16 protein-coding genes are annotated in these 25377 nt (G+C 57.6%); 4 read left to right on the top strand and 12 right to left on the bottom strand.

Features of this window, described 5'->3' with window-relative positions:
* Positions 1–9 precede the first annotated feature (9 nt).
* Together serC and II896_02105 are read left to right on the top strand one after the other, a co-directional pair.
* Complete coding sequence (gene serC, locus II896_02110; protein MBQ4443439.1) at positions 10–1089, top strand: 3-phosphoserine/phosphohydroxythreonine transaminase; 1080 nt, start codon at positions 10–12, stop codon at positions 1087–1089.
* Between the two features lie 13 nt (positions 1090–1102).
* Positions 1103–2245 (top strand): 3-phosphoglycerate dehydrogenase, encoded by a 1143-nt coding sequence (locus II896_02105; protein ID MBQ4443438.1) that lies wholly within the window; start codon positions 1103–1105, stop codon positions 2243–2245.
* Positions 2246–2569: 324 nt separating this feature from the next.
* Here II896_02105 and II896_02100 read toward each other — a convergent pair whose 3' ends face one another.
* From II896_02100 to II896_02085, 4 genes are read right to left on the bottom strand one after another with little or no spacing between them, the layout of a single operon-like run.
* Positions 2570–6370 (bottom strand): hypothetical protein, encoded by a 3801-nt coding sequence (locus tag II896_02100; protein MBQ4443437.1) that lies wholly within the window; start codon positions 6368–6370, stop codon positions 2570–2572.
* Between the two features lie 25 nt (positions 6371–6395).
* Positions 6396–7247: a bifunctional methylenetetrahydrofolate dehydrogenase/methenyltetrahydrofolate cyclohydrolase FolD gene (folD, locus tag II896_02095; protein MBQ4443436.1), complete on the bottom strand. Its 852-nt coding sequence runs from the start codon at positions 7245–7247 to the stop codon at positions 6396–6398.
* A 1-nt stretch (position 7248) separates the two neighbouring features.
* On the bottom strand, positions 7249–8913 hold the full coding sequence (locus II896_02090) for a formate--tetrahydrofolate ligase (protein ID MBQ4443435.1): 1665 nt from the start codon (positions 8911–8913) through the stop codon (positions 7249–7251).
* An 8-nt stretch (positions 8914–8921) separates the two neighbouring features.
* Positions 8922–10427 carry an IMP dehydrogenase gene (locus II896_02085; protein MBQ4443434.1) on the bottom strand — a complete coding sequence of 502 codons (1506 nt, stop codon included), beginning with the start codon at positions 10425–10427 and terminating at the stop codon, positions 8922–8924.
* Between the two features lie 221 nt (positions 10428–10648).
* On the opposite strand from II896_02085, the gene II896_02080 reads away from it, so the two are divergent.
* Both II896_02080 and II896_02075 read left to right on the top strand, forming a co-directional pair.
* Positions 10649–11440 (top strand): zinc dependent phospholipase C family protein, encoded by a 792-nt coding sequence (locus II896_02080; GenBank protein ID MBQ4443433.1) that lies wholly within the window; start codon positions 10649–10651, stop codon positions 11438–11440.
* Between the two features lie 120 nt (positions 11441–11560).
* Positions 11561–13378 (top strand): serine hydrolase, encoded by a 1818-nt coding sequence (locus tag II896_02075; GenBank protein MBQ4443432.1) that lies wholly within the window; start codon positions 11561–11563, stop codon positions 13376–13378.
* A gap of 149 nt (positions 13379–13527) precedes the next feature.
* Here II896_02075 and II896_02070 read toward each other — a convergent pair whose 3' ends face one another.
* From II896_02070 to II896_02035, 8 genes are all read right to left on the bottom strand, one after another.
* Entirely contained in the window at positions 13528–14433 is a 906-nt protein-coding gene (locus II896_02070; GenBank protein MBQ4443431.1) for an FAD-dependent oxidoreductase, read from the bottom strand.
* A gap of 106 nt (positions 14434–14539) precedes the next feature.
* Positions 14540–16918 (bottom strand): ribonucleoside triphosphate reductase, encoded by a 2379-nt coding sequence (locus tag II896_02065; GenBank protein ID MBQ4443430.1) that lies wholly within the window; start codon positions 16916–16918, stop codon positions 14540–14542.
* A gap of 597 nt (positions 16919–17515) precedes the next feature.
* Positions 17516–18913, bottom strand: a complete 1398-nt coding sequence (gene cysS / locus II896_02060) for a cysteine--tRNA ligase (protein ID MBQ4443429.1) — start codon at positions 18911–18913, stop codon at positions 17516–17518.
* 2 nt (positions 18914–18915) lie between these two features.
* On the bottom strand, positions 18916–19614 hold the full coding sequence (gene cysE / locus II896_02055) for a serine O-acetyltransferase (protein MBQ4443428.1): 699 nt from the start codon (positions 19612–19614) through the stop codon (positions 18916–18918).
* A 23-nt stretch (positions 19615–19637) separates the two neighbouring features.
* Entirely contained in the window at positions 19638–21428 is a 1791-nt protein-coding gene (locus tag II896_02050; GenBank protein ID MBQ4443427.1) for an alanine--tRNA ligase, read from the bottom strand.
* 22 nt (positions 21429–21450) lie between these two features.
* A complete protein-coding gene (locus II896_02045; protein MBQ4443426.1) occupies positions 21451–22353 on the bottom strand; it encodes a LysR family transcriptional regulator in 903 nt (300 codons plus the stop codon).
* 550 nt (positions 22354–22903) lie between these two features.
* Positions 22904–24217, bottom strand: coding sequence for a toll/interleukin-1 receptor domain-containing protein (locus tag II896_02040; protein MBQ4443425.1), 1314 nt, complete (start codon positions 24215–24217; stop codon positions 22904–22906).
* A 133-nt stretch (positions 24218–24350) separates the two neighbouring features.
* Positions 24351–25049: a hypothetical protein gene (locus II896_02035; protein ID MBQ4443424.1), complete on the bottom strand. Its 699-nt coding sequence runs from the start codon at positions 25047–25049 to the stop codon at positions 24351–24353.
* Positions 25050–25377 lie beyond the last annotated feature (328 nt).

The following is a 25377-nucleotide window of genomic DNA, read 5'->3' as shown; positions in this document are numbered from 1 at the left end:
CGAGGAGTTATTATGAAAGTTTACAATTTTTCCGCAGGTCCTTCCACCTTGGCCGATTGGGTCAAGAACGAAGCGCAACAACAATTCGTCGATTACTACGGCTGTGGCATGAGCGTCATCGAAATGAGTCACCGCTCCGCCCAATACACGCCCATCCACCAAGAGGCCAAGTCCCTCCTGCGCGAGTTGATGAACGTGCCCGAGGAATACGAGATCTTGTTCTTGCAAGGCGGCGCGTCCACGCAATTCGCCATGGTGCCCCTTAACCTTATGAAGAACAAACAGGCCGACTATGTGCTGACCGGTCACTTCGCCGAAAAGGCCTTCCAAGAAGGGCAAAAGTACGGCGACGCGGCGGCCGTAGCCAGCAGCAAAGAGGCCAACTACACCTATATTCCCGACATGGACGGCATCCAAACGCGCGAAGGCTCGGACTACCTGCATATCACGTCCAACAATACCATCTTCGGCACCCATTACGTGCGCTATCCCAAGGCGGATTGCTTGGTGGCCGATATGAGCAGCGAGATTTTGTCCGCGCCCGTGGACGTCACGCAATTCGGCCTCATCTACGCCGGCGCGCAGAAGAATATCGCCCCCGCAGGCGTGACCATCGTCATCATCCGCAAGGATTTGTTGGGCAACGCGATGGATATTTGCCCCACCATGCTCAACTACGCCGTGCACGCCAAAGCGGACAGCCTGTACAACACGCCGCCCGTCTTCTGCATCTATATGGCGATGCTCACTTTCCGCTGGATCAAGAGTCTGGGCGGGCTCGACGCCATGGCCGAGATCAACCGCGAAAAGGCGAAATTGCTGTACGATTATATCGACGAGTCGGGCTTCTACACCAACCCCGTGCAAAAAGAGTATCGCTCGTTGATGAACGTGCCCTTCGTCACCGCCAGCAAGGAGTTGGACGCCGAGTTCGTCAAAGAAGCGGCCGAGAACGGCTTGGTGTCCGTCAAAGGTCACCGCTTAGTGGGCGGTATGCGCGCCAGCATCTACAACGCCATGCCCATCGAGGGCGTCAAGGCTTTGGTCGCCTTTATGCAGAAATTCGCCAAAGAACACCGCAACGACTAACGAGGAAAGAGATATGAAAGAGATTTTGACACTGAACAAAATAAGCCCCGTCATCAACGAGGTTTTCGATGAAAATTATACGGTCGCGGGGGATATTGCCAATCCGGACGGCATCCTTCTGCGTAGTTTCAATATGGCCGACTATGCCGTGGGCGACAAGTTGGTGGCCATCGGTCGCGCGGGCGCGGGCGTCAACAATATCCCCGTCAAGGATATGTCCGAAAAAGGCATCGTGGTCTTCAATACGCCGGGCGCCAACGCCAACGCCGTCAAAGAGTTGACCTTGTGCGGTATGTTGATGGCTTGCCGCGACGTCATCGGCGGCAATAAGTGGGTGAATACCCTCATGGGCGACGACGTCGCCAAACAGGCCGAAAAAGGCAAAGGCAACTTCGCGGGCATCGAGATAGCGGGCAAGACCTTGGGCGTCGTGGGTTTGGGCGCCATCGGCAGAGCCGTCGCCAACGCGGCCAAAGCCTTGGGCATGAACGTCTTGGGCTACGACCCCTATTTGGCGAAGGGCGTCACGCTGGACTTCCCCGCCGTAGATTTGGACGAGCTCTACCAAAAGAGCGACTTCATCACCCTGCACGTGCCCTTGGTGGACGCTACGCGGGGTATGATCAACGCCGACACTATCGCCAAGATGAAGAAAGGCGTTATCCTGCTCAATATCGCCCGTGGCGAATTGGCCGACACCGCCGCCGTCAAAGAGGCCGTTGAGAACGGTCAAATCGCCAAATACGTGGTGGACTTCCCCTCCGCCGACCTATTGAACGTAGCGGGCGTATTGGTGCTGCCGCACTTGGGCGCGTCGACCGAAGAAGCCGAGAATAACTGCGCCAAGATGGCCGCCGAACAGGTGAAAGATTATATCGAAAACGGCAATATCCGCAACAGCGTCAACTTCCCCGCCTGCGGTATGCAACGTATGACGCCCTACCGTATCGTCATTCTGCACCGCAATATCGCCAACTCCTTGGCGCAGATCACGGCCGTGGTGGGCAACGAGGGCATCAATATCAGCAACCTGTCCAACCAAAGCCGCGGCGAATACGCCGTGACCGTGTTGGACGTGGACGACGAAGTGGAAGAGAAAGACCTCGCGCGTATCGCCCAAGTCAAGGGCATTCTCAAGGTGCGTTTTTTGCACTAAGTGAAGTATTCGGAACGAATCAAAAGGGTGTTGCGAAACCGCATTTCGCAACACCCTTTTCTTTAGATAGAAGCGCCTGCAATCGAAAAACCGCCCTGCTTTTCGCGTGGCAATGCCTACGACCGAGAAAAACTCCCTCTGCTTCGCGGGATAAAGCCTACGAACGATACGATAAGTTGAAAACCCTCTCCGCTTCTTAAGGGCGCGGCGTGCGTTCGTACGTTCTCCCCGCCGTCGTCCGAGCCTACGGCGAAGAACGAAACAGGCTGTTGAGAAACACTCAACAGCCTGTTTTTTTGGCCCGAAGTCGGGCTATTTATTCGATTAGGACAAGGCTACCCAATTGTCGCCCTCGCGGCGATAGTAGGTGCCTTCGGCGTCCACGGGTTGACCGTTGGCAAACGTGCCCTCGAACTTGTAATCGGTGTCGTTCTCGGTATAGGTGAGAACGCCGTTCGCGCCGTGCATTTGGCCCATCGCGTTGAAGGACCCGACGTAGGTGCACTCGATGCCCTTGTCGTTGACGTAGACGTAGGTGCCCGAAACGTAGGCGCCGCCCGAATAGGTGCCGTCGAAGACGAGTTTCTCCTCGCTGCCGTTCACCTCGTACAATTTGCCTTCGCCGTCCATATTGCCGTCCGCGAACTCGCCCACGTATTTATATTGTTTATTCTCGCTGCTATAGTAGTAGACGCCTTCGCCATCGTATTTACCGTTTGCCCAATCGCCCGTGTAAAGAATTTGGAAGTCGGCGTTCGCCCAGTCGGCCGCGTAGACGAGGTCGTAGGCCTCTTCGCCCGAGACGCGTTGGGCTTGAATGCCCTTGCCGCTCTTCTCGTCGCCTGCCCAGTTGCCCAAATACACGATGCTGTCCTCGTAGTAGTACTCGACGCCCACGCCTTGACGCTTGCCGTTGACCCACGCGCCCACGTAGCGGTCGGCTGCGCCGTAGTAGGTGCCCGTGCCGTTGATGACGTCGTTGGACCATTCGCCCTCGTACACCTTGACGTACTTGGTACCATCGTGGCGAGACCAGACGCCTTGGCCGTGTTTCTTGCCGCTCGCGAAGTCGCCCACGTATTGATAGGTGACGTCGGCTTCGACGTAGGTATAGATGCCGTTGGTCATTTCGCCGTCCACGTATTTGCCTTGGAACACGCGACCGTCCGCCCAAGTGTAGGTGGCGTTGTCGTCGTTCTTTTTGCCCGCGGCGTTGAACGCACCCTCGTACACGTCGCCCGAAGCGTAGTAATAGGCGCCCACGGTCATACGATCCTCGGCCCAATTGCCCGCGTAGTATTCGCCATCGTCGTAGTAGTAGGTGCCCTCGCCCGACTTCTTGTCGGCGGCCCAATTACCCGTGTAGATGACGCGGTAGCCCGTTTCGCCCTCTTGCTTGTAGCTGAGAACGCCCTCGCCCACTTTCGCGTCGTCAAGCCACCGGCCGGTGTAGACGTTGCCGTCCGTGTAGAAGTAGACGCCCACGCCGTCACTCGCGCCCGAGGTATCTCTCTTGTCCGCGAGCCAGAGACCGAAGTAACGCGCGCCGTCCTCGTAGTAGTAGGTGCCCGTGCCGTTGCGTTGGTCGTCCGTCCAATCGCCGTCGTAGCGCAACACGTCGTACTGTTGGGTGGCGTCATTGTACAGATACAACTTGCCGTTGCCGTTCTTCATGCCGTCCGAGAAGTCTCCGTCGTATTGATACTTGACGTCGTCGGCGGTGTAGGTGTATTTGCCGTTGACGGATTTGTCGTTGGCGAACGTACCCTCGAAGGTTGAACCGTCCGCATAAACCAAACGACCCGAACCGCTCTTGACGTTGTTCGCCCAATTGCCGATATATTTGTTGCCGTCTTTGAACGTGTAGGTGCCTTGGCCGTGTTTGTTGTCGTTTTCCCACGCGCCCGAGTAGGTATCCTCGTTCGCATAATAGTAGTCGCCCAAGCCGCTGCGTTTGCCCTCGGCCAAACCGCCGATATAGTAATCGCCCGAAGCATAGTCTATACGGCCGTGTCCCGTGTAGGCGGCATTGGCAAGCCAAGTGCCCTTGAATACGTCGTCGTAGTCTTGCGTGCCGACGTTGAACACGTAGAGGTCGCCCGCGCCGTCCTTTTCGCCGTCCGCGTTGAAGGCGCCGACGTACTTGTAATCGCGGCCGTTAGACGTGTAGAGCAACGTGCCGTTGCTGATCTTGCCATTGACGAATTGACCGTTGAACTCGGCATCCGCGGTGACGTAGACGCCCGTGCCCGTGTAGTACAAATCGTTGTTCCAAGTGCCCGTAAAGAGTTGGTCGGTGTAGTCCCTCGTGCCCGCGTTGTAGCGATACAGGGTGCCTTGACCTTGCTTCTTCTCGTCCGCGTTGAAAGCGCCGTCGTACTTGTAATCCTCGCCGTCCGCCGTGTAGAAGTAGACGCCGTTCGCTTTGGCGTCCGCACGCCACGTGCCCGCGAAGATGACGTCGTAGTCGTCGTCCGACCAGTCGGCCGCGTAGACGATGGCATAATCCTCGGTGCCCTCTACGCGCTTGGCCAAAGTGCCCTGCCCTTCCTTGACGTCCATGGCCCAGGTGCCGACGTAGACTTGGCCTTGGGTGTCGTAATAGACGCCCGTGCCGTCCTTTTTGCCGCCCGACCAGTTGCCGTCGTAGACGTAACCGTCGTGCCACACCATCTTGCCTTGGTTGCCGGCTTCGCCCGCTACGAACGTACCCGTGAAGACGTCATAGAGGAGATGCCCCTGCCCGTCCTCGAGGGCGTTGCCTTGACCGTCCTTGGCCACGTAACGCTTGGTGCCTTGCCCTGCGGGCAAGCCCGAAGCGAACGCGCCCGTGTAGCCGTCGCCGTTGGCCCAAGTATAGCTACCCGAGGTCTGGTCGGCGATTTCGCCCGCCGCGAAGAGCCCCGTGAAAGTGTCGTTGCCGTCCGCTTTGACGAAGGTCTTGGTGCCTTCGCCGTTGGGGAGGCCGCCCGAAAACGCGCCCGTATAGACGTCGCCCGAAGCCCAGGTAAAGGTGCCCGCGCCCGACAGCACGCCCGCCGCGAATTGACCTACGTAGCGGTCGCCGTTGGCATAGGCCAAAATGCCCTGCCCGTTCTGCACCCCGTTGACGAACGCGCCCGCGTAGCGGTCACCGTTGTGCCAAGTGTAAATGCCCTCGGTCTGGTTGGCGATGGCGCCCGCCGCGAAAAGCCCCGTAAACACGTCGAAGAGGCTGTTGCCCTCCTCGTCCTTGATGACGGCGCCCGTGCCGTCCTTGGCGAGGAAACGCTTTTCGCCTTGGCCTGCGGGTTTGCCCGAAGCAAACGCGCCCTCGTAGCGCTCGCCGTTGGCCCATTGATAGACATAGGTGCCCACGTTGGCGATCTTGCCGTTCTCCCACGCGCCCGTCAAGGTGTCGATGCCCGCGGCCGTCTTGATGGTGCGCGTGCCCTGACCGTTCTCTTTGTCCACGGACCAGCCGCCCACGTAGGTCGTTTGATCCTCGGCGTAGGTCAAGGTGCCTTGGCCGTTGCGTAGGCCGTCGCGCACATCGCCCTCGTAGACGTTGCCGTTGCGGTAGGTGATGGTGGCTTTGCCCGTCAAGACCTCGGACACCACGTCGCCCACGTAGGTCGCTACGTTGCCCGTCTTGAATAAGAAGGTGCCTTTGCCCGTCTTCGCGTCCATCACCCAATCGCCGTCGTAGTAGTCGCCGTCCGACCATGTGTACTTGCCTTTGCCGTGGAATTGGTTGGCGAGCCAAGCGCCCGTGTAGACGTCGCCGCTGACATAATATTGCGTGCCTTGCCCTTGCCGTTTGCCGTTCACCCACGCGCCCACGTAACGGTCGCCGCTCGCCTCGACAAGCGTGCCTTGCCCGTCGAAGATGTTGGTGCCCGTGAGGACCTGACCCTCGTACTTGCCGTTGGTGAAGTTGATGGTCTTGGTCTCGTGCGTCGTATCCGCAGGCTCGGTGTTGCCGCCGTTACCGCCGGGCGTGGTGTTGCCCGCGTCACCCGTATTGGTGTTGGTGTTGCCGCCGTTGTCGGTCGAGGGCTTCTTGCCGAACAGGTCGCACGCGCAGAGCGCCACGACGAGCATCACGACCAAAACGATGGTGAGAATGGTAATAGATTTTTTCATATTTCCTCCTCGGCAAAAAATGCCGTTATTTACTGCAATGTTGCGCCAAATACGCCGTCAGCGTGTTTCGCAACAGCATGGCGATGGTCATCGGCCCCACGCCGCCCGGTACGGGCGTGATATAGGAACACTTGGGCGCCACCGCGTCGAAGTCCACGTCGCCCACGAGTTTCTCCCCCGTGCGGTTGATGCCCACGTCCACGACCACGGCGCCCTCTTTGACCATATCGGCGGTGACGTAACGAGGCTTGCCGATGGCGACGCAGAGAATGTCCGCCTCGCGGGCGATGGCCGCGTCGCAGACGGTGTGCGTATGGCACACGGTCACGGTGGCGTTGGCGTTCATGAGCATCATCGCCAACGGTTTGCCCACCAGATTGCTACGCCCCATCACGACCGCGCGCTTGCCGTCGGGATCGATGCCGTAGGCACGGAGCAAGGTCATCACACCGTAGGGCGTGCAGGGAAGCAACGAGGGCAAGCCGCAAAACAGTCTGCCGCGTTGTACGACGTGCAATCCGTCCACGTCCTTGTCGGGATCGATGGCGGCCAACAGGCGGGTTTCGTCGCATTGGGGGGGAAGGGGCAACTGCAACATGACGCCGTGCACGGCGGGATCGTCGTTGAGCGCCTTTATCTCGCTAAGCACTTGCTCCTCGGTGCTATCCGCGGGCATTCGCAAGAGAATGGAGCGGAAGCCCACGTCGGCGCACGCCTTCACCTTGTTGGCGACGTACACTTGGCTAGCAGGATTGTCCCCTACCAAAATGACCGCAAGACACACGGGGTCGCGGTATTGCGCCACGGCCTCTTCGGCCTCGCGGCGTATTGCTGTGCGGCACTCGGCCGCCGTCTTTTTGCCGTCTAATATCGTCATATCAAAACAGTCCCGTAATGACGCCCGAAGCGTCCACGTCTATGTTGTCGGCCGCCGGCACTTTGGGAAGGCCGGGCATGGTCATAATGTTGCCCGTGTACACCACCACGAAGCCCGCGCCCGCGGACACTTTGACGCCTTTGACGGACACTTTGAACCCCGTGGGTGCGCCCAAAAGGGTGGCGTCGTCCGAAAAACTGTACTGCGTCTTGGCCATGCAGACGGGCACCTCGCGGTAGCCGTCGCGCTCGAGCCGTTCGATCTGGGCCTTGACGCCCTCTTCCAAAACCACGTCGTCCGCGCCGTATATGCGTTGAGCGACCGCGCGTATCTTGTCCTCTATGCCGCCCTCGTCCAACCGATAGGCGAAGCGGAAATGCGAAGGCAGGTCGCACAGGCGCACCACTTCCTCCGCGAGGTCCACGGCGCCCAAGCCGCCTTTGGCCCATACGTCGGACAGCACCACTTTGCAGGGCAGATCCGCAAGCGCCGCTTCGAGCGCCGCTATCTCCCTATCCGTATCGGTGGGGAAGCGGTTGATGGCCACCACGGCGGGCAAGCCGTACACGCCCGTGATATTCTCCACGTGGCGGCGCAGGTTGGGACAACCGCGAAGCAGCGCGTCGACGTTCTCCTCTTTGAGCGCGGCTTTGTCCATACCGCCGTGCAATTTGAGCGCGCGCACGGTGGCCACGATGACCACCGCGTTGGGGGTAAGCCCCGCCAAGCGGCATTTGATATCCAAAAACTTCTCCGCGCCGAGGTCGGCGCCGAAGCCCGCCTCGGTGACCGCGTACTCGCCCAAGGCCATGGCCGTCTTGGTGGCGATGACCGAATTGCACCCGTGCGCGATATTGGCGAAGGGGCCGCCGTGCACCAGAGCGGGCGTGCCCTCCAACGTCTGCACGAGGTTGGGCTTGACGGCCTCTTTGAGCAAAGCGGCCATAGCCCCCTCGGCGTGCAAATCGTGCGCCGTGACGGGCGCGCCCCAAACGTCGTAGGCCACGACGATGCGCCCCAACCGCGCTTTGAGGTCGGCAAGCGACTCGGCAAGACACAGCACCGCCATGATCTCGCTGGCCACCGTGATGCAGAAGTGGTCGCGGCGCGGCACGCCGTTTTTGCCCCCGCCCAAGCCGCAGTCGATATTGCGCAGTTGGCGGTCGTTCATATCCACGCAACGCGTCCATACCACGTTGTCGAGGTCTATGCGCAACTCGTTGCCCTGGAAAACGTGGTTGTCGAGCATGGCGGCCAAAAGATTGTTGGCCGCGCCGATGGCGTGGAAATCCCCCGTGAAATGCAGGTTGATGTCTTCCATGGGCACCACTTGGGCGTATCCGCCCCCCGTAGCGCCGCCTTTGACTCCGAACACGGGGCCGAGACTCGGCTCGCGCAAGGCCACGACGGCCTTTTTGCCTATGCGGCGCAAGCCGTCCGCAAGACCGACGGTGGTGGTGGTTTTGCCTTCGCCCGCCGCGGTGGGGTTGATGGCCGTCACCAAGATGAGTTTGCCTTTGGGCGGCAACGTACTCAGCGCGGGATTCAACTTGGCCTTGTAGCGACCATAGAACTCCACGTCGTCGAGGTTTAGCCCCGCCGTGTGGGCGATTTGGTCGATGGGCAGCATCGTATGGCGTTGTGCGATCTCAATATCCGTAAGCATATCCGTCATTAGTTATTGTTGAAATTGGTGTTTTTGGTGATGACGTCGTGGCTACCGCCCTCGACGATGGACGTGGCGGAGACCAACGTGAGTTTGGCCTCGCGGTGCAAGGCCTCGATGGTGGTCACGCCGCAGTTGCACATGGTGGAGCGCACTTTGTAGAGACTCTTGGCCACGTTGTCTTTGAGACTGCCGGCGTAGGGCACGTAACTATCGACGCCCTCCTCGAAGCCGAGGCCGCTCTTGCCGCCCAAATCGTAGCGTTGCCAATTGCGCGCGCGGTTGGAGCCCTCGCCCCAATACTCTTTGACGTACGCGCCGCCGATATTCAGTTTGTTGGTGGGGCTTTCGTCGAAACGGGCGAAATAGCGACCGAGCATCAAAAAGTCGGCGCCCATGGCCAACGCCAAGGTCATGTGGTAGTCGTGTACGATGCCGCCGTCCGAGCAGATGGGGATATAGACGCCCGTCTCTTTGAAATACTCGTCGCGGGCCGCCGCCACTTCGATGACGGCCGTGGCCTGTCCTCTGCCGATGCCCTTTTGCTCGCGGGTGATGCAGATGCTACCGCCGCCGATGCCGATCTTGACGAAATCGGCGCCCGCTTTGGCGAGGAAGAGGAAACCGTCGCGGTCTACCACGTTGCCCGCGCCCACTTTGACGGTGTCGCCGTACTTTTGGCGAATGAAGTCGAGGGTGCGCTTTTGCCAAACGGTGTAGCCCTCGCTGCTGTCTATGCACAACACGTCCGCGCCCGCTTCGATGAGGGCGGGTACTCTGCGCTCGTAGTCGAGGGTATTGATGCCCGCGCCCACCAAATAGCGCTTGTTGTGGTCGAGGAGTTCCTCGGGGTTTTCTTTGTGCGAAGCGTAGTCCTTGCGGAAGACGAAATAGGCCAAATTGCCGTTTTCGTCCACCAAGGGCAGGGAGTTGAGTTTGTGCTCCCAAATAATGTCGTTGGCCTCGCTCAACGTGGTGTCGGCGGAGGCCACCACCAACTTCTCGAGGGGCGTCATAAAGTCGGATACCACTTCGGTCTCGGCCATGCGGCTCACGCGATAGTCGCGGCTCGTCACGATGCCCAACAGTTTGCCGTTCGCGGTGCCGTCCGAGGTGACGGCGATGGTGTTGTGGCCGCGCGTTTCGACCAAGTGCAACACGTCCTTCAAGGTGTCGGTGGGTTTGAGATTGCTGTCGCTTACTACGTAGCCCGCTCTGTATTTCTTGACGCGGCGCACCATTTCGGCCTCGTCCTCGATGGACTGCGAGCCGTAGATGAACGAAAGGCCGCCTTCCTTCGCCAACGCGATGGCCATCGTGTCGTTGGACACCGACTGCATGATGGCGCTGACCATGGGAATGTGCAAGGTGATGGCGGGCGTCTCCCCTTTGCGGAACTTGGTCAAAGGCGTATGTAAGCATACGTTTTTGGGAATGCAATTTTCATCGGTATATCCCGGAATGAGCAAATATTCGCTGAATGTACGGGCGGGTTCGTTATAGTAGTATGCCATAATCTCTCCTTTTCTCTTACGCCGCACGCGCAGGCGTGTAGCACGCAAAAAAATATTTTATAACATTATATATCCTATCTACATACTTAGGCAAGCATTTGTCGCCGATTTCAAAAAATTGGATTCGTTTTGGTTGCGCTCTTTACTTTTGGCGGCGAGTGGGGTATAATGAAGGAGAAGCGCGACCGTTATGGAAGTTGCGGGGCGCGACAGGAGACATTATGCCCGGTCACTATACCCACCTCTATTTCGCCATGCAACTCAAGGATAAGTTGTCCTATGCGCCGAATGCCGTCATTCGGTTGTATCCCGACGCCTATCGCTTGGGGGCTTTGGGCGCGGACGTGATGGCGCCTTTGGGCCGATTGCCCGCCGAGATGGACGTGGCGGAGCCGTACGAACTCTTCGAGCAGACGGGGGCGCACGTGTACGAGAGCGGCAGCAAGTGCCAGTTGTCCTATATGTTGGGTATGCTGACGCACTACCTCTTGGACAGCCGTCTCAATCCCTATCTGCACTACCTCGCCGAGAACGGGGTGGGACACTATTTCGACGACGGCAAGGACGTGCTGACCTTCGAGCAAATCAAAGATTCGGTGGATTTGCACATCGCCAACGCCTACCTTGACGGCAAGTTGGAGGAACTGCGCCGCAACGACGTGAAGGCGGACGTGGCCGAGGATATCGCCAAAATGTACGAGCGCGCCGTGTGCGCCGTGGTGCAACACGCCATCGGGCAAAAGCAGGTGTACAAGTGCCTGACCGAGCACGATATAGGCCCCGTGCCCGCCGGGTACAATCTGCCCGAGTTGGACTATCTCAACCGCAATCATCGGGAGTGGGAAACCATCCGCAACGGACAATGGACCACGCGCTTGTCCCTCGAAGAACTGTTGGACAAGCTGCAACCCATCGCCATACGCCTTATCGAGGACTATATGATGCGCACGCGCTCGGCGTACGAACTCAACAGACGGGCGTTTCAGGTCAATCACTTGGGCATTTTGCTTTGAGTTTGGACAAAAAAACAGGGGTACGTCACCCCCTTTTTGATGCAAAACGCGACTGCGTGGGCGCAGTAGGCACCCGTGGCGACGAAACTTGGGCGCATAGCGCCGAAAGGAGGATATAGTATGCCCTTAGGCTCGGCAATCAGTAGTATCATCGTACTTTTGCGCAATCTCAACACGGACAAGCCCACCGTGCACACCGTCAAGAACAAAAAACCGGACAAGACGGTGGTGTACGCGGGAGAGGTGGAGTCTTTGCCCCGCGCCCTACCCGAGGACGTAGGCTTGTCCTCGGCCTACGTGCAGTCTTTCCTCAGCGAAATTCGCCGCGACCCCGCCATTCGCGCCAACCGCATACTCGTCCTGAAGGACGGCAAGGTCATCGCCGAACGCTACGAGCACCCCTACGTGCCGGATAGTTGGGACTGCGTGTTCTCGGCCACCAAGACCGTGACCGCTTTGGCCCTCGGTGCCTTGTGGGACGAGGGCAAGGTGGATCTGGACGCGCCCGTATCGACCATTCTCGGCATAGACAACAAGGTGGGCAATTTGCAGAACAAGAAGATCACCCTTCGCCATCTGCTGACCATGAGCACGGGCAACACGTTCAACGAGATAGAGAGCGCGACCTCGCTCAAATGGACGAAGGGCTTTTTCGATTCGCCCAACAAGTTCAAAATCGGCGCTAAATTCGAGTACAATTCCCTCAACACCTATATAATTGGCGCGTGCATCCAAGCCATTACGGGGCGCACGATGGCCGACTACGTGAGGGAGAAAATATTTGCGCCGCTGGGGCTCAACGCCACCTACTTCGAGCATTCGCCCGAGGGCGTCACCAAATCGGGTTGGGGTCTGTATATCCTGCCCGAGGATATGGCCAAATTGGGCTTGCTGGTGCAGGGCAAAGGCATGTGGCAAGGCAAACGCGTGCTGTCCGAAGAATGGATAGACCAAATGAGTCACAAGCAAATCGCCTCCACCAAAGTGGGGCACCGCTTCGACTACGGCTACCAAATGTGGGTGGACGACGACAAGGACTTCTGCTGTTTCAACGGTATGTTTAACCAAGAAGTGCATATCTGGCGCCGTAGCGGCGTCGTCGTGGTGATGTGTTGCGCCAACAACGAGGCCTTCCACGGCAGCAATATCTACACCATCGGCGCAAAGTATTTCGCAGAGGCCGCGCCCGCCAACTTCGACCTCGTGCCCGAGCAAGCGCCCCGCGACCTCGCGGACGACCCCTCTTTGCACTATTTGCTCGACGAAATACGCGATAGGGAATACGTGCCCAAGGACAAGATCGCCAACTCGTGCGGTCTATTGCCTTTGCTCATGCAAAACGAGATGGGCACCTACGCCAAAGGCATCAAGGGACTGCGCCTTACCGAGGAAGGCGGCGTTTGGACTTTGTGGGTAAAAGAACACGGAGAAGAAACGCCCCTACGCTTCAACTTCGCCGAGGGGGTGCGCGGCACCTACGACTTCTACGGCAATCTGTACGATTGCGTGGCGGACGGGCGCTTCGTCCTCAACGAGCGCGGCGAGCCCGTGCTGGTGATACGTCTGTACCTCTTGGAATACGCATCTTCGCGGTATATCGCCATCTCGTTCGGCAAGACCTTCGACCGCCTGACCGTATCGCTCAGCGAAAATCCGTCCACGGGCTTCATCGAGGCCTTGCTGGATTCGTTGGACGAGGCCACCAAACGCTTGGTGGCGAATGCCGGCAAACTCATCGACAAAAACCTCATCGCCACCAAGATGAGAAACCTCTTTACGCCCTCTTTCCCCGTCGCCTACAAAGCGCCCGCGGAAGAAAACGAAAAACCGACCGCCAAGAAGCAACCCGCCAAACCAAAAGCGCAAGCCAAACCCGCCCAAAAGAAGCAATCCGCAAGCGGCAAAAAGGCTCCCGCCAAGCCCAAAGACAAGCAATAAACAGCACGATGGTACGCAAAAGCCCCCGACGTCGGGGGCTTTTTTGATACGAATACGCGCGCTACCCTACCGCGCCGTGCTACGCGCCCCGTAGAAACGCTCTCCGCGTATTCGTAAAAAAAGCGGGCCGAAGCCCGCAAAAAAACAGTCTACTCCCGCAAGAGGTAATTGCAGGCGGCGATGGCGGCCGAAGCACCGTCTGCGGCGGCCGTGGTGAGTTGCCTGACTCGCTTGCTGCGGCAGTCGCCCGCCACGAAAAAGCCCTCCGTGCGGGTGGTGCAATCTTCGCCCGAATCGAAATAGCCCCATTGATTGAGGTCGGCAAGGTTGGTATAGGCCTCGTTGTCGGGCATCTGCCCGATGGCCACGAACGCGCCCTTGACGGGGAGTACCTTTTCGCCGTCCTTGTTGCGAATGCGAATGGCCGTAAGCTCGGGCGAGCCGATAAATTCCTCGCACACCGTTTCCATATAGATCTGCACGTTGGGGGTGTTGCGCACCGCGCGCATGAGGGCCTCCTCGCCCATAAGATAGTCGAGAAGGACGATCATGTGTACCTTGGTGCAATAGGAAGACAGGGCCAACGCGTACTGCAAGGCCGAATTGGCGCCGCCGATGAGGGCGATCTCTTCCCCTTTGAAGAAGGGGCCGTCGCACACGGCGCAATAGGACACGCCCTTGCCCACGAGTTCTTCCTCGCGGGGCAACCCCAGCGGGCGATGCTTGGCGCCCGCCGCCACGATGACGGCTTTGCCCTCGTGCGTGCCGTAGTCGGTGGTGACGACGAAGTGCTTTTCGGCCACTTTGTCCACACGCAACACGCGCTCCAACTCGAACTCCGCGCCCAACGACAGCACTTGCTCGAACAGGCGGTTGGCCAACTCGCTGCCGCCGATGGCCTCGATGGTGGGATAGTTCTCCACGCGGGGGGAATTGGCGATTTGGCCGCCCACCGTTTCGGCCTCCAAAATCAACACGTTCTTGTCCGTGCGTAAACAATACAATGCGGCTGTCATGCCCGCCATACCTGCGCCTATGATGATGATATCGTGCATAGTGTACTCCTCTTTTTGCATTTTGGAGAAATTGCCTCAACAAGTTGAGGCAATTCTCGGATAATCGGCGTTCGTGCCCCCGACAAAGGAATCGGGGAAACAAACTTTATTTGCTTTCGATATATTTGCGAATCTCGCTGGCGTTCTCGTAGCGAACGTACTCCGCGCCGTTGGGCACCATCAGGGTGGGCGCTTTCTTGACGCCGTAGGCGATGGTGAGATCCTTGTTCTCTTCCGCGTCCACTACGCGATAGGCGATGCCCGCCTTGTTGAGCATGGACTTGGCCATGGCGCAGTTGGGACAGGTCTTGGTGGCGAAGAGCAAGATCTCTTTGTCCTCTTGGGGCGCGAAGTCGGGCGCATAGGCGTCCGCACCGCAGCAGGGAGAATCCATCACGCGCTCGTGGTGCAGTACCGAATGGTCGATGTCGTAGACCTTGCGATCCTTGAACTCCTGCGTTTTGCCGTCGTTCCAATTCTGCACGGGGCGATAGTAGCCCGTGATACGGCTGTAGACCTCGGCCTTCTTGCCGCACTTGGGGCACACGAAGTGCTCACCCGTGAGGTAGCCGTGCTCGGCGCACACCGAATAGGTGGGCGACAAGGTGTAGTACGGCAGGCGATAGTTCTCGGCGATCTTGCGCACCAAGGTGGCCGCCGCGCGCCAATCGGGCAATTTTTGACCGAGGAAGGCGTGGAAGACGGTGCCCGACGTGTACAACGTCTGCAACTCGTCCTGAATGTCCAGCGCCTCGAAAATGTCGGACGTGTAGCCCACGGGCAAGTGCGAACTGTTGGTGTAGTAGCAGGTGCCGTTCATGTTGGCGAAGATCATATCGGGATAGCGCACCTTGTCGTGCTTGGCCAAACGGAAACTGGTGCTCTCGGCGGGCGTGGCCTCGAGGTTGTACAGGTCGCCATACTCCTCTTGGTAGTCGGACAAACGCTCGCGCATATGGTTGAGCACGCGCTTGGTGAACTCCTGCGAAGCGGGATCCACGAGGTTCTTGCCGATCCAGGCGGCGTTGAGGCACGCCTCGTTCATACCCACCAAACCGATGGTGGAGAAGTGGTTGTTGAAAGAACCCAAATAGTGCTTGGTGTAGGGATAGAGGCCGTTCTCCATCAAGCGGGTGATGACCTTGCGCTTGATGGACAAACTGCGGGCCGCAATGTCCATCATCTTGTCCAAACGGGCGAAGAACTCGTTTTCGTCCTTGGAGAGATAGGCGATGCGGGGCATATTGATGGTGACGACGCCCACCGAACCCGTGGACTCGCCGCTACCGAAGTAGCCGCCCGATTTCTTGCGCAACTCGCGAAGGTCCAAGCGCAAGCGGCAGCACATACTGCGCACGTCCGAAGGCTCCATATCGCTGTTGATATAGTTGGAGAAATAGGGGGTGCCGTACTTGGCGGTCATCTCGAACAACAAGCGGTTGTTCTCGGTCTCGGACCAATCGAAGTTGCGGGTGATGCTGTAGGTGGGAATGGGGTATTGGAAGCCGCGGCCATTGGCGTCTCCCTCGATCATGACCTCGATGAAGGCCTTGTTGACCATGCGCATCTCCTCTACGCAATCCTTGTATTTGAAGTCCATCTTCTTGCCGCCCACAATGGCGTCCAACTCGGCGAGGTCGTTGGGCACCACCCAGTCCAACGTGATGTTGGTGAAGGGCGATTGCGTGCCCCAACGGCTGGGCGTGTTGACGCCGTAGACGAAGGACTGAATGCATTGCTTGACCTCTTTGTAGGTGAGGTTGTCCACCTTGACGAAGGGGGCCAAATAGGTGTCGAAGCTGGAGAAAGCCTGCGCGCCCGCCCACTCGTTCTGCATGATGCCCAAGAAGTTGACCATCTGGTTGCACAACGTGGACAAGTGCGAGGCGGGAGAGGACGTAATCTTGCCGGGAATGCCGCCCAAGCCCTCTTGAATGAGTTGTTTGAGGCTCCAGCCCGCGCAATAACCCGTGAGCATGCTGAGGTCGTGAATGTGAATGTCCGCGTTGCGGTGCGCCGAGGCGATCTCCTCGTCGTAGACCTCGGAAAGCCAATAGTTGGCGGTAAGAGCACCCGAGTTGTTGAGAATGAGGCCGCCGACCGAATAGGTGACGGTGGAATTCTCTTTGACGCGCCAATCGTTGATCTTCAGATAGTTGTCGATGGTATCCTTATAGTTGATGACGGTGGACGCGACCTCGCGGATGCTTTGGTGTTGCTTACGGTAGAGAATGTAGGCCTTGGCAACTTGCACGTAGTTGGTCTGAATGAGCACGACCTCGACGCTGTCCTGCACGTCTTCGACGGCGATGAGCCCGTCTTTGACTTTGCTGCCGAAATCGGCGGTGACGCGCAAGGTGAGCATATCCAAAATGTCGTTGCTGTACTGCGTGTTGGTGGCGTCGAACGCCGCTTGAATGGCGTTCTTGATCTTGTTCAGGTCAAATTCGACGACTGAACCATCTCTCTTTTTTACTCGATACATGGTGAACCTCCCTAAAATGAAACTAACGGGGTTATTATACAAAATACCGACGAATAAGTCAAGCCCCATTTTCAAAAAAAATACCAAATATAGGGGCAATAGGTTTTGTACACCACAATATATAGTATATCAAGAAAGGCCTGCCGACGGGGTGAAAATGCTTACATCTATGCATAAATACCCGCATACGACCGCTCCAAGCCACCACAATACGTGCAAAAATCGCTCGAAAACCCGTGCATTGCACCCATATATGGCGTTGCGGGCAATGTATTTTTGCATAATTCCGGGATTCGATTCTTGACGAATCGCGTATAATCCGCACGGTTTTTGACGAACGCGAACGCCATATCTTGTGCCGAAAATTAATTTTTCACACGGGCGTGCGCTCGCGCGTATGCGTGCGCACACGAACGCGCATTCCATAAAAGTAAAAGAATAAAAAAGGCCCTGCCGCAAGAAACGGCAGGAACCTGTGAAGCATACACACAGTGAAACGGTAGCTTAGACGTCTATGGCGAATACGTAGCACCCGATAGAGTATATCGCAAATCCCAAAGGGATTTATCTCGCTCGCTTGCCGACTGCGGCAAGCGTTTATTCGAGCGGAGAAAGCGTGTAGCCATCTTTGCTGTCCTTGACCGCCCAGCCCAAGGCGGTCAACTCGGCGCGAAGCGCGTCCGCCGTGGCCCAATCCTTGGCCTTCTTGGCCTCGAAACGGCGCTCGGCAATGGCCTTGACCTCGTCGGGAACGACGACGGCGTGCTTGGCCGCGTACGAGGCAACGACCGTAGCGGGATCCTTGGTGAACAGCCCCAAAAGGGAATAGGACGACACGACGCCGTTGACGATGCGAGCGGCCACGGGGTCACCCGCCGCCAACGCGGCTTTGACACGCTTGAACAGACCGAAGAGGTCGGACAGCGCCTTGGCCGTGTTGAAATCGTCGTCCATCGCCTCGTTGAACGCGAGGTCCACCGTCGGGTCGACGTCCTCCTCGTCGGGGAACGCCCGCTTGACGTCGGCAATGACTTTGTAGAAGTCGGTCATCTGCCTGTCCGCGTCGGGGAAGAGATTGTCGGTGACGTTGATGTCCTGCCGATAGTTGTTCTGCAACAGGGCGAACTTGATGGTCTCGGGGCCGTAGGCGTCCAAGAGGTCCTTGAGCAAAAGGCTGTTGCCCAACGACTTGCTCATCTTTTGCCCGTTGACCTTAATGAGGCCGTTGTGGAACCAATACTTGGCGAAGGTCTTGCCCGTCAACGACTCGGTCTGCGCGATCTCGTTCTCGTGGTGGGGAAAGATGAGATCCCTGCCGCCGCCGTGAATGTCGATCTGCTCGCCGAACGCCGCGCGGTTCATACACGAACACTCGATATGCCAGCCGGGACGACCGTCGCCCCAAGGGGACTGCCAGAAGATCTCACCCTTCTTGGCGCTCTTCCACAAGGCGAAGTCCAAAGCGTCCCGCTTCTCCTCGTCGGGATCGATGCGCACGCCCACCTTGGCGTCCTCCAGATTGCGGTTGGAAAGATGGCCGTAGCCCGCGTAACTGTCCACGGCGAAGTAGACGTCGCCCTTGGGCGTGGCGTAGGCGTGCCCCGTGGCAATGAGCTCTTTGACGAACTCGATGATATCGCCGATATGCTGTGTGGCGCGGAGCCATACGTCGGGATCGCCCACTTCCAAACGGCGCATTTGACCGTCTATATTTTCGATCATGCGCTCGGCGTAGGTGGTGGCGTCAATCCCCGCGCGATTGGCGGAGGCGATGATCTTGTCGTCCACGTCCGTATAGTTGCGGGCGTAGGTGACGTGATAGCCGCACTTGACCAAATAGCGGCGAATAATGTCGTAGATAAGCGCCTGATAAGCGTGGCCGATGTGCGCCTCGCCCGACACGGTGATGCCGCAGGCGTACATATGTACGTCAGGGGCGTGAAGAGGCTCGAACTTTTCTTTTTGCCCGGTAAGGGTGTTGTAAACGCGTAACATAATTATTCCTCGTCAGGGGTGGGTTTCTTGTCTTCCTCGACGACTTCCTGCGAGTCGGCGGTGATGGTGTAGCGGCAAGCAGAAATGCCCGCCGCTTTCTCCAACGTGCAAATGCGGTCGTTGAGCCTGCGCAATTCTTCCAAGATGGGGTCGGGGATATGGATTTGGTCCAAATCGGACACGCGGACGTTGTTGGTCTTGACCACCCTGCCCGGTACGCCTACGACCGTGCTGAAGGGGGGTACCTCTTTGAGTACGACCGAGCCCGCGCCTATCTTGCTGTCGTGGCCGATGGTGATGGGACCCAACACGCGGGCGCCCGCCGAAATCATCACGCGGTCCTCTACGGTGGGGTGACGCTTACCCGTATCCTTGCCCGTACCGCCCAACGTGACGCCTTGGTAGATGAGCACGTCGTCGCCGATTATGGTGGTCTCGCCGATGACGACGCCCACGCCGTGGTCGATGAAGCAACGGCGGCCTATCTCGGCGCCGGGGTGAATGTCGATGCCCGTGAGGCGAATGCACTTGGAAGCCACCATACGCGCCAGCGTGTAATGACCGTGACGATAGAGCCGATTGGCCCTGCGGTGCATACGCAAGGCCTTAACGCCGTGATAGGCGAAAAAGACCTCCCAAAAACTGCGCGCCGCGGGATCGCGCTCCATCGCCGTATATACGTCCTCTTTCCAAAGTCTCATAACTCAGTATATGTGAATGCCGATCAGTATTCCAATACGGCCTTGATGCGGCGAATGCCGGCGGACGAAGACTGCTCTTTGACGATCTTGAAATGACCGAGTTCGCCCGTGCGTTTGGCGTGGGGACCGCCGCAGATCTCGCAACTATACTCGCCCATCGTGTACACCTTGACCACGTCGCCGTACTTGTTGTCGAAAATGCCCATCGCGCCCTTTTCGCGGGCGGCGTCCAAGGGCATCTCCTCGCAAACGACCTCTACGTCGGCCTTGATGGCCGCGTTGACCCAATCCTCCACCGCTTTGATCTCATCGGGGGTGAGAGGACGGTCGAAGTTGAAGTCGAAACGCAAACGCTCGGCCGTAATGTTGCTGCCGCGCTGGCGGATATTGGGATCCAGCAAAGTGCGCAACGCCGCGTTCATCAAGTGGGTGGCCGTGTGCAAACGGCTGGTGGCCTCCGCGTGGTCGGCCAAACCGCCTTTGAAGGTCTGCTCGGCGCCCGCGCGCGACTTGGCTTGGTGCTCCTCAAAGGCCTTTTCGTAGCCCTTGACGTCCACTTCGAGCCCTTTCTCGGCGGCCAACTCCTGCGTCATTTCGATGGGGAAACCGAAGGTGTCGTAGAGACGGAACGCCGCTTTGCCCGAAAGGCGCTTGCACTCGGGGGGCAGATAGCCCACCACTTTCTCGAACTCCTTGATGCCCTGCGCCAAGGTCTGTTGGAACTTGGCGGCCTCTTTGCTGAGCTCGGTGACGATCTTGTCGGCGTTGTCGCCGATCTCGGGATAGACCTCGCGATACTCGGCGATATACACCTTGGCCACCTCGACCAAGCCGTCGTCGGGCAGGTTGATGAGGCGGGCAAAGCGTACCGCTCTGCGGATAAGACGGCGCAGAATGTAGCCCTGGTTGACGTTGGAGGGCACGATGCCGTTCTCGTCGCCTATCATCATGGTGGCCGTGCGAATGTGGTCGGCTATGACGCGCATGGCGCGGGTGGACGCTTCGTCCTCGCCGTACGTCACGCCCGAAAGCGCGGCGATACGCGCGATGGCGGGGGCGAAGAGGTCGGTCTCGTAGACGGACTTGTGCCCGTTGAGCACGCACACGGTGCGCTCCAAACCCATGCCCGTGTCCACGTTCTTCTGCTCGAGGGGGCTAAAGGTGCCGTCCGCATTCTTGCGGAACTGCATAAACACGTTGTTCCAAATCTCCAAATATTTGCCGCACGAACAGGCGGGAGAGCACTCGGGCGAACACTTGGGACGACCGGTGTCGATGAAGATCTCGGTGTCGGGACCGCAGGGACCGGTCTCGCCGGCGGGGCCCCACCAGTTGTTCTTCTTGGGCAGGTAGAAGATGCGCTCGGCGGGAATGCCATTGGCTTGCCACAAAGCGGCGCTCTCCTCGTCACGCGCACAGTCCGCGTCGCCCGCAAAGACGGAGACGGCCAGATTGGCGGGGTCGATGCCCAGGACCTTGGTCAGCAATTCGTACGACCAACCGATGCTCTCCTTCTTGAAGTAGTCGCCCAACGACCAATTGCCGAGCATCTCGAAGAAGGTGCAGTGCGAACTGTCGCCCACTTCGTCGATGTCGCCCGTGCGCACGCACTTTTGCACGTCGGTGAGGCGCTTGCCCGCGGGGTGCTTCTCGCCCGAAAGGTAGGGGACGAGGGGGTGCATACCCGCCGTGGTGAACAACACGGTGGGATCGTTCTCGGGGATGAGAGACGCCGATTTGATGACGGCGTGGCCGCGCTCTTTGAAGAAGTTGAGATAGGTCGAACGTAGTTCTTTTGAAGTCAGTTGTTTCATATATCCTCCCTAATATAGACGGTTATTTCTTGATGATGGATTCCATAAATTTGGTGGCGGCGAAGTTGAGGGGTGCGCCGCGCATGGTGGCGATGGTGATGGGACGGCGGGGCAGCGAAAAGGAAATGGGTACCTCATACAGAGCGCCTTTGGCCAAGTCCTCGGCCACAAACTCCTTGGTGACGAGCCCTACGCCCATGCCGATCTTGGCACATTCGACGATCATATCCACCGAGCACAGCTCCAACGTGGGGCGCACGTTGCCGCCCGCTTGGATGATGGCGTTCTCGATGTCGCGGCGCGTGCCCGACTTGCGCTCCAACATGATGAGGGGATAGGCGCACAGCTCCTCCGCCGTGAGGGGATGGTCGAATTTGCTTATCCAATCGCGGTTGACCACGAAGCACTCCCCCACCGTGGCGCAGGGCGTGAACTCGACCGTGGGCTCGGAAATGCTCTGCGAATAGTTGATGATGGCCATGTCGATCTTGCCCGCTTTGAGGAGAGCGATATTCTCGTCCGTGGTGCGGTTGGTGATGCGGATATTGATGTCGTGGTATTTCTCGCGGAAGCGGCGAATCTGGTTGATGAGGAAAAACTTGCTAAGTGTGTCACTGGCGCCGATGCTTATTTCGCCGAAGGCGATGCCCTTCATTTGGCTGAACTTGTGCTCGGCCATCGTGATGAGGCCGTAGGCCTGCTCCACGTACTCGAACATCATCTTGCCCTCGCTGGTGAGTTCCATGCCGCGGCTGGTGCGGATGAACAAACAACCGCCGAGCTGCGTCTCGAGCTGTTTGATGGCCTGCGAGATGGCGGGCTGGGAAATAAACAATTCCTTCTTGGCTTTGGTGAGACTGCCCGTCTTGGCTACGACGTAGAACACGCGGTACAGTTCGAGGTTGATCAACATACTTTCGCTCATATAGCCTCCATAAACCCTATTATAATCCTTGCTTATATAAAAGGCAAATAGTATAACGCAAATTGTAGATAAAAAGTGTGAGCGCGGGCGCACACGCGACGAAATGCGGGCGCGGAAGGAAACGGAGCGCGAGGAAAAAGGATACGGCCGCTGCTTAGGGGATCCCTTGCGCCTAAAATAAAGGGCAATAGACCGAATGCCTCGGGATGACGGTGCGTGTACCCTCAGTATGACGGTTTTGTTAATTCGGCGGAACGATGGCGATATCTCGCAACCCAACTAGTTGAATGTAGAGGGATGATTGCGGCTCGGTATGAAAAACACTGCTCTCTTGTTTGGGTGATTTTATTATCCAAATTTCGGCATTCGCAAGGGGGCGGCAAAACCGCTGCCCCGTGCGAATGCGAGATTGCCCCTTGCGGGGCGAATTGTAGAAAATCGACACTTTCGTTAAAGGCGTCATACGGAGCCAATGCGCTCTGCTCTTTGTGGCGAAGTATCTCATAGGGGGACGTGCCTCTACTTAGAGATAATGTGTTACTCGGACGCCTTACGAAAGTTTAATTTTCAAAGCGGGAACAACGCCGTGAAGAGTGCTGAGGACAATGACGTCGCTGGCGGCATAGCCATAGTTGCGGACGAAACGCGCGCCGCTACTACGATCATAGCCGGGCGAACGGAGCCACCAATAGCCGTTACCTTTGTAATAATCATCGGTACTGGTCCAGGCTCCTTGGCACTTGGCATAGTCCGTGTTTTGCTTGCAGCGAGCCGTGTCGTAGTCGCTGTAACTGCTACTAAATCCGTAGGCGGCGGCCGTTACCTCTTGCTCCGAGAGTAGGAATACGTTGTCCTGCGTATTCGCACAAGCGTAGTCGTTGTTGCCACTGTTAAAGGCGGTGGCTTCGCTATTGGGGTTGGTAGAACGCGCGCTGTTGTCCACTTCGCTACGCAATATCAATTTCTTCTGCTCTTCATTGAATGCTTGGCCATAAAAATTCTTATTGAGCCAAGCGCGTATCTCACTCCGCTCGTAATTGTTATTGCTTTTGTCAAAGCGATGTGCGGCCAATATTTTGTCGGCAAGAAGGAATGCTTCTCCGTTTTTCTCCTCGAGAATACGCCATTTGATGGGCATTACTTTATAGTAACCATCACCCGCTTTGGCATACGACGCTCCGTCTGAACCGAGGAAATAACCCCGATTGTCTCTCTTGTCCGTGATGGTCACACTGTCCGCCTTGGCGTCTTGCGGATAAGTGCCGAAGTAGATATAGTCGCCCTCGCGACTGTACGGTTGCAACGTAACGTTGGCGCGGGCTGTAACCGTTCCGCTTATGGTGGCAGCAACAGGAATGGGCTTAGCCACATTGGCGGTGGCCTTGACCCGCATGGAAGACGCGTCAGGCTTCGCCTTCGTTGCGCACGGTGCAAAGTACTCACATTTTTTCCCAAGGTCGGCGACGGCGTCCGACAAGGTGGCAAACATATCCAACTTGCACATTTGATAGCGCCCGTAGCGGAGCTTGAAACCACGTGGCAATTTCGATTCCATCTCACTATTCTTCAATATATTGACGAAAGGCTTCTTCAAATCGCGGGCGAACGCCAACTCGTCCATGCAATTCTGCGATTCCAAGGATATGGGTGTAAGGACGAACAAAAACAAAGCGCAATGCTCCAACTTGTCCGCTATAAAGTCCTCCCACTCCTTGCCGTATTCGATGCCGTCGTCATACCATACGTTATACTTTTCTTGCAATGCAAGAATAAACGGCCACACGATTTCCTTGTCCGCGTGGGCGTAGGATACGAATATGTAGGGTTCGGTGCCTTGGTAGGCGATGGGTTTTCTTTCGTTCATAGGGGTACCTCGCGTATGTGTTCGTTCGGTTTGTATAGGAGCACAGTACAACTATACCATTGACAACTGTTTTTGTCAACATAACAAATACACACGAGGCGGAGAGATTTGGCAAAAGATTAGGGACAGACCTCTACTCGTGCGAGCGACGGATACGGGCACGGCAAACGCCGAGATTGCCCACCCACAACACGAGGGCGATGAGATAGGTGGCCACGAGCATCAACGGGAGAACGATGGCCATCTGCCATACGCCGCCCTGCACGAAGGCGTACCAATCGTATTCATAAGGGACCTTGCCGTCCACAGCGTGGGTGAGCGCGTTGACCGAATAGAAAATCGCGTAGACGCCCATGGGCACGAGGCCCCAAAAGGTCTCGCGGAAGCGGACGTCGTCGGTGTCCTCGAAGAAGACGTAGACGACGATGGACAAGACGGGCGTGAGGAAGTGCATAAAGAAACTGGCGTTGGTGAACAGCGACCAGAACGTGGGCGCGACGAAGGGCGCGAGAAAGGCCACGACGGTGAGAAATGTCAAAGAAACCCCTACCGTACCCACCAATTTGAGCACGTGGAGCCAATGCGGAATAGCGTCGATTTTGCCCGCGAGCAAGAGGACGAGGTACACCGCGTACAGCAACGCAACGAGCCCCATAAGGACGTTGCTGTCCACCGTGAAGAACTTGAACGCCTCGGCCTTGGACGCCACGAGCGCCAAGTCTTCGCCCATGAATTGCACGCCGAACATCATAAAGAACACGGATAGCACCATCAGCGCGAAGACGGCGATATCCAAGCATAGCGCAACGATTTGTTTTGTCTTTTGTTTCATACCGTTTTCCTCGTAAATAGTATCCAACCATGCGAACGCCCATTCTTACGAATGGTATCTATACCGTGTATAGATTGGTCGCTGCGCTCCCTGCGTTCGGTTGCAATGCGGCGCCTCGTCCAGCCTCGCCCCATCGTTCGCCGCGAAGTAGAGTTGCGCCTAACGTGAATAGTACGTCATCCTGAGCCGAAGCAATAGGCTTCGTGTCGAAGGATCCCCTAAGTAGAGGTACAAATACTTCTTCGCGGCTTCACCTGTTGGTCTGGCTGTCCTCTCCGTGCCGCGCCTCGCTTCGATGTACGCGCCACGGGTTTGGCTTGCGCCAAAT

This window comes from Clostridia bacterium (genome assembly GCA_017394805.1).
In the GTDB taxonomy this organism is placed as follows: domain Bacteria; phylum Bacillota; class Clostridia; order Christensenellales; family CAG-1252; genus RUG14300.
Note: the sequence above shows the minus strand (reverse complement) of the source record. Positions and strands in the feature narration are given on the sequence as shown.

Excerpts from the sequence above, each read along its gene's own strand:
- II896_02105 (MBQ4443438.1), top strand. The coding sequence starts at position 1,103 with ATGAAAGAGATTTTGACACTGAACAAAATAAGCCCCGTCATCAACGAG.
- II896_02100 (MBQ4443437.1), bottom strand. The coding sequence starts at position 6,370 with ATGAAAAAATCTATTACCATTCTCACCATCGTTTTGGTCGTGATGCTC.
- folD (MBQ4443436.1), bottom strand. The coding sequence starts at position 7,247 with ATGACGATATTAGACGGCAAAAAGACGGCGGCCGAGTGCCGCACAGCA.
- II896_02090 (MBQ4443435.1), bottom strand. The coding sequence starts at position 8,913 with ATGCTTACGGATATTGAGATCGCACAACGCCATACGATGCTGCCCATC.
- II896_02085 (MBQ4443434.1), bottom strand. The coding sequence starts at position 10,427 with ATGGCATACTACTATAACGAACCCGCCCGTACATTCAGCGAATATTTG.
- II896_02080 (MBQ4443433.1), top strand. The coding sequence starts at position 10,649 with ATGCCCGGTCACTATACCCACCTCTATTTCGCCATGCAACTCAAGGAT.
- II896_02075 (MBQ4443432.1), top strand. The coding sequence starts at position 11,561 with ATGCCCTTAGGCTCGGCAATCAGTAGTATCATCGTACTTTTGCGCAAT.
- II896_02070 (MBQ4443431.1), bottom strand. The coding sequence starts at position 14,433 with ATGCACGATATCATCATCATAGGCGCAGGTATGGCGGGCATGACAGCC.
- II896_02065 (MBQ4443430.1), bottom strand. The coding sequence starts at position 16,918 with ATGTATCGAGTAAAAAAGAGAGATGGTTCAGTCGTCGAATTTGACCTG.
- cysS (MBQ4443429.1), bottom strand. The coding sequence starts at position 18,913 with ATGTTACGCGTTTACAACACCCTTACCGGGCAAAAAGAAAAGTTCGAG.
- cysE (MBQ4443428.1), bottom strand. The coding sequence starts at position 19,614 with ATGAGACTTTGGAAAGAGGACGTATATACGGCGATGGAGCGCGATCCC.
- II896_02050 (MBQ4443427.1), bottom strand. The coding sequence starts at position 21,428 with ATGAAACAACTGACTTCAAAAGAACTACGTTCGACCTATCTCAACTTC.
- II896_02045 (MBQ4443426.1), bottom strand. The coding sequence starts at position 22,353 with ATGAGCGAAAGTATGTTGATCAACCTCGAACTGTACCGCGTGTTCTAC.
- II896_02040 (MBQ4443425.1), bottom strand. The coding sequence starts at position 24,217 with ATGAACGAAAGAAAACCCATCGCCTACCAAGGCACCGAACCCTACATA.
- II896_02035 (MBQ4443424.1), bottom strand. The coding sequence starts at position 25,049 with ATGAAACAAAAGACAAAACAAATCGTTGCGCTATGCTTGGATATCGCC.